This is a genomic window from Micromonospora sp. NPDC005299, from assembly GCF_042872345.1.
GTDB lineage: Bacteria > Actinomycetota > Actinomycetes > Mycobacteriales > Micromonosporaceae > Micromonospora.
In genome coordinates, this window is the sequence record NZ_JBIAKG010000001.1 from 461,409 (window position 1) to 473,532 (window position 12,124).

Annotated in this window: 10 protein-coding genes; 2 read left to right on the forward strand and 8 right to left on the reverse strand. The window is 70.3% G+C overall.

From position 1 onward, the window contains the following. Positions 1 to 18: 18 nt before the first annotated feature. Complete coding sequence (gene pcrA / locus ACFYPD_RS02210) at positions 19 to 2,472, reverse strand: DNA helicase PcrA (protein ID WP_387107832.1); 2,454 nt, start codon at positions 2,470 to 2,472, stop codon at positions 19 to 21. A 290-nt stretch (positions 2,473 to 2,762) separates the two neighbouring features. Here pcrA and ACFYPD_RS02215 point away from each other — a divergent pair, with 290 nt between their 5' ends. Further along, complete coding sequence (locus ACFYPD_RS02215) at positions 2,763 to 3,116, forward strand: chorismate mutase (protein WP_387107835.1); 354 nt, start codon at positions 2,763 to 2,765, stop codon at positions 3,114 to 3,116. An 82-nt stretch (positions 3,117 to 3,198) separates the two neighbouring features. On the opposite strand, the gene ACFYPD_RS02220 is transcribed toward ACFYPD_RS02215, so the two are convergent. From ACFYPD_RS02220 to ACFYPD_RS02240, 5 genes are all read right to left on the reverse strand, one after another. Beyond that, a complete protein-coding gene (locus ACFYPD_RS02220; protein ID WP_387107838.1) occupies positions 3,199 to 4,215 on the reverse strand; it encodes an ABC transporter ATP-binding protein in 1,017 nt (338 codons plus the stop codon). Continuing rightward, complete coding sequence (locus ACFYPD_RS02225; protein WP_387109147.1) at positions 4,208 to 5,236, reverse strand: ABC transporter ATP-binding protein; 1,029 nt, start codon at positions 5,234 to 5,236, stop codon at positions 4,208 to 4,210. Before ACFYPD_RS02225 ends, ACFYPD_RS02220 begins: the two co-directional genes overlap by 8 nt. 25 nt (positions 5,237 to 5,261) lie before the next feature. After that, complete coding sequence (locus ACFYPD_RS02230; protein WP_387107841.1) at positions 5,262 to 6,245, reverse strand: ABC transporter permease; 984 nt, start codon at positions 6,243 to 6,245, stop codon at positions 5,262 to 5,264. Then, the gene (locus tag ACFYPD_RS02235; RefSeq protein ID WP_387107843.1) at positions 6,238 to 7,164 is read right to left on the reverse strand and encodes an ABC transporter permease; all 927 of its coding nucleotides are present in this window, start codon (positions 7,162 to 7,164) and stop codon (positions 6,238 to 6,240) included. The genes ACFYPD_RS02230 and ACFYPD_RS02235 overlap by 8 nt, the downstream gene beginning before the upstream one ends. Positions 7,165 to 7,310: 146 nt before the next feature. Next, positions 7,311 to 8,954, reverse strand: coding sequence for an ABC transporter substrate-binding protein (locus ACFYPD_RS02240; RefSeq protein WP_387107846.1), 1,644 nt, complete (start codon positions 8,952 to 8,954; stop codon positions 7,311 to 7,313). Between the two features lie 430 nt (positions 8,955 to 9,384). Here ACFYPD_RS02240 and ACFYPD_RS02245 point away from each other — a divergent pair, with 430 nt between their 5' ends. Further along, positions 9,385 to 10,122 carry a PIG-L deacetylase family protein gene (locus ACFYPD_RS02245; protein ID WP_387107848.1) on the forward strand — a complete coding sequence of 246 codons (738 nt, stop codon included), beginning with the start codon at positions 9,385 to 9,387 and terminating at the stop codon, positions 10,120 to 10,122. A gap of 21 nt (positions 10,123 to 10,143) precedes the next feature. On the opposite strand, the gene ACFYPD_RS02250 is transcribed toward ACFYPD_RS02245, so the two are convergent. Both ACFYPD_RS02250 and ACFYPD_RS02255 read right to left on the reverse strand, forming a co-directional pair. Continuing rightward, entirely contained in the window at positions 10,144 to 10,824 is a 681-nt protein-coding gene (locus ACFYPD_RS02250) for a response regulator (protein WP_387107850.1), read from the reverse strand. A gap of 2 nt (positions 10,825 to 10,826) precedes the next feature. After that, positions 10,827 to 12,080 (reverse strand): PspC domain-containing protein, encoded by a 1,254-nt coding sequence (locus ACFYPD_RS02255; protein ID WP_387109149.1) that lies wholly within the window; start codon positions 12,078 to 12,080, stop codon positions 10,827 to 10,829. Positions 12,081 to 12,124 lie beyond the last annotated feature (44 nt).

Consider the following 12,124-nt stretch of genomic DNA (forward strand, 5'->3'; position numbering starts at 1 on the left):
GGCCGGGCCCCACTCGGCTCAGAGCTTGTCGATCGGGGCGTGTCGGAGGACCAGCCACATGGTCTGGTCGCCGAAGTCGATCTGCGCCCGCGCGCCCGGACCGTGCCCCTCCACCGCCAGCACCCGGCCGAGGCCGTAGCGCTGGTGGTTGACCCGGTCGCCCACCGAGACCTTGGGCGCCTGCTTCAGCTCGCTCGCGGTGGACAGCCGGCTGGCATCCACCCCGAGCCGGTTGGCGAGCTGGGTCGCCTTGGGTGTGCCCCCGGTGAAGCCGCCCCGCCCGCCGGGCGCACGGTCCGCCCGGCCGCCGACGCCGCCGCCCCCACCGGCCCACGAGGTGTACGACCCCTCGGTGCGCTCCCAGCGGACCAGCTCGGTCGGCAGCTCCTCCAGAAAGCGCGACGGCGGGTTGTAGGCCGGCGCGCCCCAGGCCGAGCGGGTGACCGCCCGGGACAGGTAGAGGCGCTGCCGGGCGCGGGTGATGCCCACGTAGGCCAGCCGCCGCTCCTCCTCCAGCTCGCGGGTGTCGCCCAGCGAGCGCAGGTGCGGGAAGACGCCGTCCTCCAGGCCGCTCAGGAACACCACCGGGAACTCCAGCCCCTTGGCGGTGTGCAGCGTCATCAGGGTCACGACGCCCTGGTGGTCCGGGTCGTCGGAGGGGATCTGGTCGGCGTCGGCGACGAGCGCCACCTGCTCCAGGAAACCGGCCAGGGTGGCCCGCTCGTCGTCCTCGCCCAGCGCCTCGATCCGCTCGGTGTACTCCCGGGCGACGCTGACCAGTTCCTGGAGGTTGTCCACCCGGCCGGCGTCCTGCGGGTCGAGGCTCTCCTCCAGCTCGGCCAGGTAGCCCGAGCGGGTCAACAGGGCTTCCAGCACCTCCTCCGGTGTGCCGGTGGCGGCCAGCTCCCGCGCCTCGTCGAGCAGCGCGACGAACTCGGCGATGCCGTTGGCGGCCCGGGTGGAGATCCCCGGGGCGTCCTTGGCCCGGCGCAGGGCCGCGCCGAAGGAGATCCGGTCCCGGCCGGCCAGCGCCTCCACGCACGCCTCGGCACGCTCGCCGATGCCGCGGCGGGGGGTGTTGAGGATCCGGCGCAGGCTGACCGTGTCGTCGTCGTTGACCACCGCGCGCAGGTAGGCCAGCGCGTCGCGGACCTCCTTGCGCTCGTAGAAGCGCACCCCGCCGACCACCTTGTAGGGCAGGCCGACCCGGATGAACACCTCCTCGAAGACGCGGGACATGGCGTTCGTGCGGTAGAAGACGGCCACGTCGCCCGGGCGGGTGTCGCCGGCGTCGACCAGCCGGTCGATCTCCCGGGCCACCCAGTCCGCCTCGGCGTGCTCGGTGTCGGCCACGTAGCCGACGATCTGCTCGCCGGCCCCGGCGTCGCTCCACAGCCGCTTGGGCTTGCGGGAGGTGTTCCGGTCGATCACGGCGTTGGCGGCGTTGAGGATGGTCTGGGTGGAGCGGTAGTTCTGCTCCAGCAGGATCGTCCGGGCGTCGGTGAAGTCGCGCTCGAACTCCAGGATGTTGCGGATGGTGGCGCCGCGGAACGCGTAGATCGACTGGTCGGCGTCACCCACCACGCAGAGCTCGGCCGGCGGGATGCCCTCGGTGCCGGAGACCAGCTCCTTGATCAGCACGTACTGGGCGTGGTTGGTGTCCTGGTACTCGTCGACCAGCACGTGCCGGAACCGGCGCCGGTAGCTCTCCGCCACGTGCGGATGCGACTGGAGCAGGTGCACCGTCGTCATGATCAGGTCGTCGAAGTCCAGCGCGTGCGCCTCGCGCAGCCGCCGCTGGTAGAGCGTGTAGGCCTCGGCCAGCGCCCGCTCGTTGGGGCCCTTGGCCCGGCCGGCGAACTCCTCCGGGTCGACCAGCTCGTTCTTCAGGTTGGAGACCTGGGCGGCCAGGCCGCGCGCCGGGTGGCGCTTCGGGTCCAGGTCCAGCTCGCGGGCGACCAACTGCATGAGCCGGCGGGAGTCGTCCGCGTCGTAGATCGAGAACGTGGACTTGAGGCCGGCGTGCTCGTGCTCGGCGCGAAGGATCCGGACGCAGGCCGAGTGGAAGGTCGACACCCACATCAACCGGGCACGCGGGCCGACCAGGGCGGCCACCCGCTCCTTCATCTCACCGGCGGCCTTGTTGGTGAAGGTGATCGCGATGATTTCGCCGGGGTGCACGTCCCGCGCGGCGAGCAGGTAGGCGATCCGGTTGGTCAGCACCCGGGTCTTGCCGGAGCCGGCGCCGGCCACGATGAGCAGCGGGGACCCGGCGTGGGTGACGGCGTCCCGCTGGGGACCGTTCAGGCCGGCGAGGAGGGCCTGCGGGTCCGGCCGGGCCGACGGCCTCAGGTCACGGCGCGGCGACGGACGCGCCGGGCCGGAGTCGTCGTCGGACCCGGACCGGTGCGGCGGGGTCGCACCGGGCTCCGGCGCGGGCGGGGACGCGGGAATGTCGAAGAGAGGATGCATCGCACGGGAAGTCTATGCCGACCGCCGGACACTTCCCGCCCGCGCGGCGCCGACGAGAAGGCGGCGTCACGTCCCACCTGTTGGCAGGTTTCCTTGCGCGTGCGGCCCGCGGGTCGGCATACTCGACGGCATGTTCGGTCAGCGCTACTACTTTTACTACGGCACCGGGAGTCCGGCAGCCGTGGGTCGCGCCTGATCACAGACCTACGAAAAGCCCCGGGCTCCTGGAGCCCGGGGCTTTTCCGTCCCGGGATCCGGGTACCGGGCCCGAGACCCCGAGGGGTACGACGATGATGACTGATGTGGTGGAGTCCAGCGGCAGCCTGGCGCCGCACGACCGGCCCGCCGGCGGTGACCCGACCGGGGCCGCGGCGGCCGGGACCGGCACCGACGACTCGGCGGCGGCCGAGCGCATCAGCGAGATCCGGGAGCGGATCGACGAGATCGACCGCACCATCATCGCGCTCTGGCAGGAGCGGGCCGCGCTCTCCCAGGAGGTCGGGGCCACCCGGATGGCCTCCGGCGGCACCCGGCTGGTGCTCTCCCGGGAGCGGGAGATCCTGGAGCGGTTCCGCCAGGCGCTCGGCGCGGACGGCACCCCGCTCGCGCTCCTGCTGCTGCGCGCCGGCCGCGGACCGCTGTGAGGGGTCCCGGCGGCGCGGAGTCGCCGGATACGACGAACCGCCTGCCGGCGTCGAGCTGACGCCGGCAGGCGGTCCGGGTGGGTCAGGCCGCGTCGTGGGTGGCGACGATCGCCCGCTTCTCCGCGAAGTGGCAGGCGCTCGGGTGGTCCGAGCCCGGCCGGATCTGGAGCAGCGGCGCCTCCTGGGCGCAGACGTCCTGCGCCTTCCAGCACCGGGTGCGGAACCGGCAGCCCGAGGGCGGGCTGACCGGCGAGGGGACGTCACCCTGGAGCCGGATGATCGCCTTGCTCTCCCGCACGGTCGGGTCGGGCACCGGCACCGCCGACAGCAGCGCCTGGGTGTACGGGTGGGTCGGCCGCTCGTAGATCTCGTCCTCGGTGCCGACCTCCACCATCTTGCCCAGGTACATCACGGCGACCCGGTCGGAGAGGTGGCGCACGACCGACAGGTCGTGGGCGATGAAGACGTACGAGAGGCCGAACTCGGCCTGGAGCTTCTCCAGCAGGTTCATGACCTGCGCCTGGATCGACACGTCCAGGGCCGACACCGGCTCGTCGCAGACGATGACCTCGGGCCGCAGGGCGAGCGCCCGGGCGATGCCGATGCGCTGCCGCTGGCCGCCGGAGAACTGGTGCGGATACCGGTTGATGTGCTCCGGGTTGAGGCCGACCAGGTCGAGCAGTTCCTTGACCTTGTCCCGGCGGGACCGCCGCGGCGCCACCTCGGGGTGGATCTCGAACGGCTCGCCGATCAGGTCGCCGACCGTCATGCGCGGGTTCAGCGAGGTGTACGGGTCCTGCATCACCAGCTGGATCTGCCGGCGCAGGCGCCGCAGCGCGCCGCCGGAGAGCTTGGAGATGTCCTGGCCCTTGTAGAGCACCTGACCGGCGGTCGGCTTCTCCAGGTTCATCAGCACCCGGGCCAGCGTCGACTTGCCGCAGCCGGACTCGCCGACCACGCCGAGGGTCTCGCCGGCCCTCAGGTCGAAGGAGACGCCGTCGACCGCCTTGACCTGACCGATGGTCTTCTTGAACACCACACCCCGGGTCACGGGGTAGTGCTTGACCAGGTCACGGACCTCGATGATGTTCTCAGTCACGGTTCACGAGCTCCTCGGCGAAGTGGCAGGCGCTGGCCCGGCCGCGGCCCAACTGCAACAGCGGGGGAACCTTCTCCCGGCACACCGGCTGCGCCATGGGGCAGCGCGGGTTGAAGGCGCAGCCCGGCGGGATGTTCATCAGGTTCGGCGGGAGGCCCTTGATGGTCCGGAGCTCCTGCCCCTTCTCGTCCATCCGCGGGATCGAGTTGAGCAGGCCGAGGGTGTACGGGTGCGCCGGCTTGGCGTACAGGTCGTACACGTCGGCTTCCTCGACGATCCGGCCGGCGTACATGACCGCGATCCGGTCCGCGACGTCGGCGACCACGCCGAGGTCGTGGGTGATCAGGATCATGCCCATCTGCCGCTCCCGCTGAAGCTCGCCGAGCAGGTCCATGATCTGGGCCTGCACGGTCACGTCCAGCGCGGTGGTGGGCTCGTCGGCGATCAGCACCTCGGGGTCGAGCGCCAGCGACATGGCGATCATGGCGCGCTGCCGCATGCCACCCGAGAACTGGTGCGGGTAGTTGCTGTACCGGCCCTTGGCGTTCGGAATCTTCACCTGGTCGAGCATCTCGATCGCGCGCTTCTTGGCGTCCGAGCGGCTCATGCCGCGCCGGATGCGGAACTGCTCGGCGATCTGGAAGCCGACGGTGAAAACCGGGTTGAGGGCGGAGAGCGAGTCCTGGAAGATCATCGCAATGCCTTCACCCCGGATCCGGCGCCGCTGCTCGGCGGACATCTTGAGCATGTCCTTGCCGTGGAAGCGGACCTGGCCCCCGGTGACGAAGCCGGGCGGGGTGTCGAGGATGCCCATGATGGTCTGCGCGGTGACGCTCTTGCCGGAGCCGGACTCACCGAGCACGGCGAGGGTCTCTCCGGCGTCGACGTGGTACGTCACCCCGTTGATGACCTTGGCGACACCGTCCCGGGTGCGGAACTCCACCTTCAGGCCGTCGACCTCGAGCAGGCGGCCCGAGGGGCGGCCGGATCCGTCGGCGCCCGGCGCGGACTGCTCGGACACGAGAATGTCGGACAACTCAGTTCCCCTATCGGAGCTTCGGGTCGAGGGCCTCGCGGACCGCCTCGCCGAGCATGACGAAGCTCAGCACCGCGGTGACGAGGAACGCGGAGGGGAAGAACAGCAGGAACGGCGAGACGCGGATGTAGTTCTGCGCCTCACTGATCATGATGCCCCAGGACACCACCGGGCTCTTCAGGCCGATGCCCAGGAAGGACAGCGTGGCCTCGGCGCCGATGAAGGAACCGACCATGATCGTGCCGTAGACCAGCAGCGGGGCCAGACAGTTCGGCAGCAGGTGCTTGAGGATGATCCGGCCGGTGCCGGCGCCCAGCGCGCGGGCCGCCACGATGTAGTCGGCCTCCTTGGTGGCGAGCACCGAGGAGCGCATCAGCCGCATCACGACCGGCCAGCTCAGCACGGTCAGGGACATGATGACCAGCCCCATGATCTGCCACTCGTTGTTGTCGGTGCCCGAGCCGTTGAACGTGGTCAGGATGACGATCGAGCCGAGCACGAACGGCAGGCCGAAGAAGATGTCCGCGATCCGGGAGAGCAGGCCGTCCACCCAGCCGCCGCGGTAGCCGGCGATGATGCCCATCGTGCCACCGATCAGCAGGGTGCCGATGGTCGACAGCAGCGCCACCACGATCGAGGCGCGGGCGCCGTAGATCACCCGGGCGTACACGTCACGGCCCTGCACGTCGTAGCCGAACCAGGCGTCGGACGACGGCTCGACCCGGCTGCGGGACAGCGCGCCGTTGACGGCGTCACCCGAGGTGAACAGCGACGGGAACGCGGCCATCACGATGAACAGCACGATGAACGCGGTGGAGATCCAGAACAGCGGCTTGCGACGCAGGTCCCGCCAGGCGTCACCGAGCAGGCCGCGCGGCTTCTGCTTCCGCGCGCTCTCCGGCAGGCCGGCGTTGACGGGCGCGCCGGAACCGGCCTCGGTCGGCATGGTCGCGGGCGGCGTCGAGACGATCGACGCGGTACTCGGGTCACTCATAGCGGATCCTCGGGTCCAGGGCGGCGTAGAGCAGGTCCACCAGCAGGTTCATCACGAGATAGACGACCACCAGCACCACCACGATGCCGACAACGGTAGCGCTCTCCTTGGTGACGATGGCCCGCAGCACCTGGCGGCCGATGCCGTTGATGCCGAAGATGCCCTCGGTCACGATCGCGCCACCCATCAGGGCGCCGAGGTCGGTGCCGAGCAGGGTGACCACCGGGATGAGCGAGTTGCGCAGCAGGTGCACGCCGACGACCCGGCGCATGGGGAGGCCCTTGGCGATGGCGGTGCGGACGTAGTCGGCCCGCCGGTTCTCGGCGATGCTGGTCCGCGCCACCCGGGCGATGTACGCCATCGAGGCGCTGCCGAGCACGAAGCCCGGCACGATCAGCTCGCTGAACCGCATCTCGTTGGAAACGGTGGGGTTGATGATCCCCCACTTGACGCCGAGCATCCACTGGAGCACGAAGCCGATGACGAAGACCGGCAGCGCGATCAGGAACAGGGTGGAGATCAGGACCAGGTTGTCCAGGAAGCCGTTACGCCGGAGACCGGTCAGGACGCCCGCGCCGAGGCCGATGACGGCCTCGATGGCGAGCGCGACCACCGCCAGCTTCAGGGTGTTCGGGTACGAGGTGGCGATGATGTCGCTGATCGCGCGACCGCCGAACGTGATACCGAAATCGCCCTGGAAAAGGTTCTTCATGTAGCTGGCGTACTGCACCCAGATCGAATCGTCGAGATGGTACTTCTCGGTCATCATGGCCCGGTAGTTCGGCGGGCAACCGCGGTCGCCGCACTTGCCGGCGAAGGGGTCGCCGGGCACCGACCAGACGAGCCAATAGATCAGGAACGTCGTACCGATGAACACCGGTACGAGTTGCAGCAGCCGTCTCACAAGATAACGGCCCATGGGGTGGTCCTCCAGACAAGGGGCGCGTCGGGCGGCCGACACGGATGGTGACAACGTGCGAGGGGTCCGTTGTACACCCCCTCGCGGAACGGCCCCGGGTCGGGCTCACCGGTAGGCGAGCCCGACCCGGGGTCAGACCGTTCGGATCAGAGCTCGACCGAGGTGACGTCGAGCTCGCCGACGTTGGTCAGCTCAATCTTCTTGATCTTCTCCGAGTGGCCGGACTGCTCGCCGCTGAAGTAGATCGGGACCGCCGGGACGTCCTGGTCGATCAGCTTGACGGCCTCGGCGAACTTCTTGTGGGCCTCGTCGAGGCTGGGGGCCGCGGAGGCCTCCTTGGCGAGGGCGTCCACCTGCGGGTTGCTGTACTTGCCGTCGTTCGAGGAACCACCGGTGACGTAGAGCGGGTTGATCCAGTTCTCCACGTCCGGGTAGTCCTGCTGCCAGCCGGCGCGGTACATGCCGGTCATCTTGTAGGCGTTGATGTTGGCCCGGAAGACCGCGAAGGTCGGCACGCCCACGGCGACGGCGTCGATGCCCAGGTTGGTCTTGATCTGCTGGGCGACGGCCTCCATCCACTCCTTGTGGCTGGCGTCCGCGTTGTACGACAGGGTCAGCTTGCCCTGGAAGCCACCGGCCTGCTGGAGAAGCCGCTTGGCCTCGGTCGGGTCGAACTTGCAGGCGGTGCAGTCGCCCGGGGTTGCGCCCGGGGTCAGCGGGTTGGCCCAGCTGTCGGCCGGCTTGCGGTTACCGAAGAAGATCTTGTCGGTGACCTCCTGCCGGTTGATCGACAGGGAGATGGCGCGACGCAGGTCCTTGTTCTGGAACCGCTTGTCGTAGATCGGGAAGGCGATGATGCCGTTCGACGGGACGGTGGTCTGAATCGCCCGCTCGCCCAGGTCGGTCTTCCACTTGTCACCGGCCAGCGAGGAGACCGGGACCTGCTGCTGGAAGTCCAGGTTGCCGGCGAGCAGGTCGTTGTAGGCCGCCGTGTCGTCCTGGTAGATCTTGACGGTGACGTCCTTGATCTTCATCTTGTCGCGCAGGCTGTAGTCGTCGAAGCGGGTGAGCTTCAGCTCGACGTCGTCCTGCCAGGAGACCAGCTTGACCGGGCCGTTACCGATCGGCTTCTTGCCGAACTCCGCCGGGGTCGTGGCGAAGAAGGCGTCGGGCAGCGGCATGAAGGCGCTGTAGCCGAGCTTGGTCGGGAACACGGCGGTCGGCGCGGAGAGCGTGACCTCGAAGTTCCAGTCGTCGATGACCTTGAGGCCGGACAGCTCCTTGGCCTTCGGCTCCGGGGCCTTCTTCGGGCCGTCCGGGCCGTCCGGGTCCTCGGTGTAGGTGTCCTCGAAGCCCTGGATGTCGGCGAAGAAGGAGGCGTTCTGCGCGCCGTTCGGGCCGTAGGCCGCCCAGTTCCAGGCCTTGACGAAGCTCTCGGCCTTGACGGTGGTGCCGTCGTGGAACTTGGTGTTCTGCTTGATCTTGATCTTGAACACCTTCGAGTCGCTCGTCTCGATCGACTCAGCCAGCAGGTTCTGCGGCGCCCCACCGTTGTTGGGGTACTCGACCAGGCCACTCCAGACCCAGTCGATGATCTTGCCGCCACCGGTCTCGGTGGTGTTCGCCGGAACCAGGGGGTTCTCCGGCTGGGTGCCGTCGATGACGATCGCGCCGTCCTTGCTGGCGCTGGCGTCGCCGCCGTCGTCGTTGCCGCTGGAGCAGCCGGACGCGACGAGCGCGATTGCCGCGCCCACCGCGAGCGCGCCGCTCGCCCGCTTCGAGACTCTCATTCCGAGGGGCCTCCTCTTTCTAACCTGGTTCCGTCGTGGGTTTCACGCACGTGTGGGGGGTGACACCGCCGACGGCCCGAACCACAGGTCGTCGGTTACCGCAGAGGAAATCGGGACACCCCAGGGGCACCGATCCGCCGGGCGCCACACCCTTCGACGAGGACACCGCGCAGGGTCGACGGCCACGCGGCGGCGCCTGGCGGCGACGTCACGTGGCCGGGGGGCCCGACGGGGTGCCTCACACCGGGGGGTGAGGTGTTGCCACTGTGACACCCACCGGCCCTTTGCGTGAAGGTGCCGTTATCAAGCCGTTAGTTGGTCGCCACGTTGCCGATACTTGAGAAAAGATCATGAAAGACGCGGATCGGACCGCTCTGAACAGGCAAGACATGGCCAGACGGGGCGAGATCACCCGCGTAGGCTCGGCGCTGTGAGCTTCCCTGCGTCCGCTCCGGTCCTTCCCGACGTCCGCCGAGTCCTGGCAGTTTTTGCCCATCCGGATGATGTCGACTTCGGCTGTGCGGGCACCATAGCCGGCTGGGTGGATGAGGGTATCGAGGTGGCCTACCTCATCGCCACCCGGGGGGACTCCGGCGGTTTCGACGACACGCCGCGCGAGGAGATGCCGGCACGGCGGGAAACGGAGCAGCGGGCCGCGGCCGCCGCGGTCGGCGTGCGCCGGGTCGACTTCCTCGACGGCCACACCGACGGCATCCTCACCGCCAGCCTGACGCTGCGCCGGCAGATCAGCGCCGCGATCCGTGAATTCCGGCCGGACCGGGTGCTGACCAGCTCGCCGCTGCGGCGCTGGGAGCACCTGACCGGCCCGAGCCACCCCGACCACCTGGCCGTCGGCGAGGCGGCGACCTGCGCCGTCTACCCCGATTCCCGCAACCGCTTCGCCTTCCCGGAACTGCTCGACGAAGGGCTCGAACCGTGGGTGGTCCGGGAGATCTGGTACGCCGGCGGGCCCGGCCCGGACCACGCCATCGACGTGACCGACCAGGTCGACCGCAAGATCGCCGCGATGGAGGCGCACCGGTCGCAGACCGCCCACCTGGACGTGCCGACCTGGATCCGGGACCGGCTCACCACCGTGGCCGACAACGCCGGCCTCCCGCCCGGCCGGCTGGCCGAGGCGTTCACCGTGCTGCGCACCACGGAGTGACGCCCCGGGCCGCCGGAGTGGTCAGACCAACCGGCGGTCGGCGGCCCAGCGGGACAGCTCGTACCGGTTGGACATCTGGAGCTTGCGCAGCACGTTGGAGACGTGCGTCTCGACCGTCTTGATCGAGATGTACAGCTCCCGGGCGATCTCCTTGTACGCGTACCCCCGGGCGAGCAGCCGGAGCACCTCGCGCTCCCGGTTGGTGAGCTGGTCCAGCTCGGGATCGGCCACCGGCGCGTCCGGCCGGGCCGCGAAGGCGTCCAGCACGAAGCCGGCCAGCCGCGGGCTGAACACCGCGTCCCCGTCGGCCACCCGCCGGATCGCGTCGGTCAGCTCCTCCGGCGAGATGGTCTTCGTGACGTAGCCCCGGGCGCCCGCCCGGATCAGCCCGATCACGTCCTCGGCGGCGTCGGACACGCTCAGCGCGAGGAACCGCACCTGCGGGTGCGTACGCCGCATCGCCTCCAGCACCGCCCGGCCGCCGCCGTCGGGCATGTGCACGTCGAGCAGCACCACGTCCGGCTGCATCGCCGCGATCCGGCTGACCGCCTCCGCCACCGTGCTGGCCTCGCCGACCACCTCGACGCGCGCGCCGAGCTCGGCGCGGACGCCCGCCCGGAACATCGCGTGGTCGTCGACGAGGAACACCCGCAGCCGCCCGCCCCGGGGCGCCGCGCCCTCGACCGGTTCCTGCTCAGCCATGATCATCTGTCCCTTTCCGCCGTGGAGCCGGAGCCGCTGATCGGCAGGATCAGCCGGACCTCGGTCCCCTCTCCCGGCTCGGACCGGATCTCGGCCCGGCCGCCGTGCCGCTTCATCCGTCCGATGATCGAACCCCGGACCCCGTGCCGGTGATCCTCCACGGTATCCGGGTCGAAGCCCTTGCCCCGGTCCCGGACGAAGGCGCTCACCTGCTCCGGCTCCACCTCGGCGTAGAGCGACACGGTCCGTACCTCGGCGTGCCGGGCCGCGTTGACCAGCGCCTCCCGGGCCGCGGCGACCAACGCCCCGACCCGTTCGTCGGTCTCCCGGTCGCCGACCACCACCGTCTCCACGGTGATGGCAAAGGTGTCCTCCACCTCGGCGGCCGCCTGCTCGAGAGCGGCCGCGAAGCGCTCGGTCGGCGAGGCGGTCGGCTTGTAGAGCCAGTTCCGCAGCGACCGCTCCTGGCCCCGGGCCAGCCGCTGCACCGTCTTGACGTCGGCGGCGTTGCGCTGGATCAGGGCGAGGGTGTGCAGCACCTGGTCGTGCACCATGGCGGCCAGCTCGGCCCGCTCCTGCTCCCGGATGCGTGCCTCGCGCTCCGAGCGGAGCTGGTTCCAGGTGCGCCAGAGCACCGGGCCGGTCACCACGCCCACCCCGGCCAGCCCGACGAGCGCGAAGATGATGCCGTTGAGCACCGCGTCGAAGTTCTGCGCCGGCGAGTAGACCGCCGCCACGCCGATGATGCCGACCGCGACGAGCACCCCGCCGCCGATGAAGCGGAGCACGAACGCGCGCCGGTCGCTCTCCTCCACCACCGCGCCCAGCCAGGGCACCGCCATCGAGCCGCCCCACTGCCGGCGGCGCTCGGGAGCGGACTGGTGCCAGATGACCCCGGCGCCGACCGCGATGATGGCGACCAGCCAGCCGGCGGTGCCGGCCGCGCCGACCGAGTCGAAGGCGACGACCTGGAGCAGCAGCACGCCCAGCCCGATCGCCACGAAGGGCAGCAGCTGGGCGACGTCGCGGCGGGGCGGAACGGCGGTGTCGCCGGGCCGGAGCGGGACGACCGCCCAGAAGGCCGCGTAGAGCAGCAGCCCGAGCCCGCTCAGCCCGAGCAGCACCATGAAGGCCACCCGGACCCGGAGCACCGAGATGCCCAGGTGTTCGGCGAGGCCGGCGGCCACCCCCGCGGCCAGCCGGTGCTCGGTGGCCCGGTAGAGGCGCGGGGGGTGCGGGGTGACGGTGCTGCTGATCGGAGGCTCCCGGGTCGCGGACGGTGTGCCGGCGGCGGCCGACG

What these genes read in the sequence shown, in the direction of transcription:
- ACFYPD_RS02250 (WP_387107850.1), bottom strand. Translation starts at nt 10,824, where the DNA reads ATGGCTGAGCAGGAACCGGTCGAGGGCGCGGCGCCCCGGGGCGGGCGG.
- ACFYPD_RS02235 (WP_387107843.1), bottom strand. Translation starts at nt 7,164, where the DNA reads ATGGGCCGTTATCTTGTGAGACGGCTGCTGCAACTCGTACCGGTGTTC.
- ACFYPD_RS02240 (WP_387107846.1), bottom strand. Translation starts at nt 8,954, where the DNA reads ATGAGAGTCTCGAAGCGGGCGAGCGGCGCGCTCGCGGTGGGCGCGGCA.
- ACFYPD_RS02215 (WP_387107835.1), top strand. Translation starts at nt 2,763, where the DNA reads ATGATGACTGATGTGGTGGAGTCCAGCGGCAGCCTGGCGCCGCACGAC.
- pcrA (WP_387107832.1), bottom strand. Translation starts at nt 2,472, where the DNA reads ATGCATCCTCTCTTCGACATTCCCGCGTCCCCGCCCGCGCCGGAGCCC.
- ACFYPD_RS02230 (WP_387107841.1), bottom strand. Translation starts at nt 6,245, where the DNA reads ATGAGTGACCCGAGTACCGCGTCGATCGTCTCGACGCCGCCCGCGACC.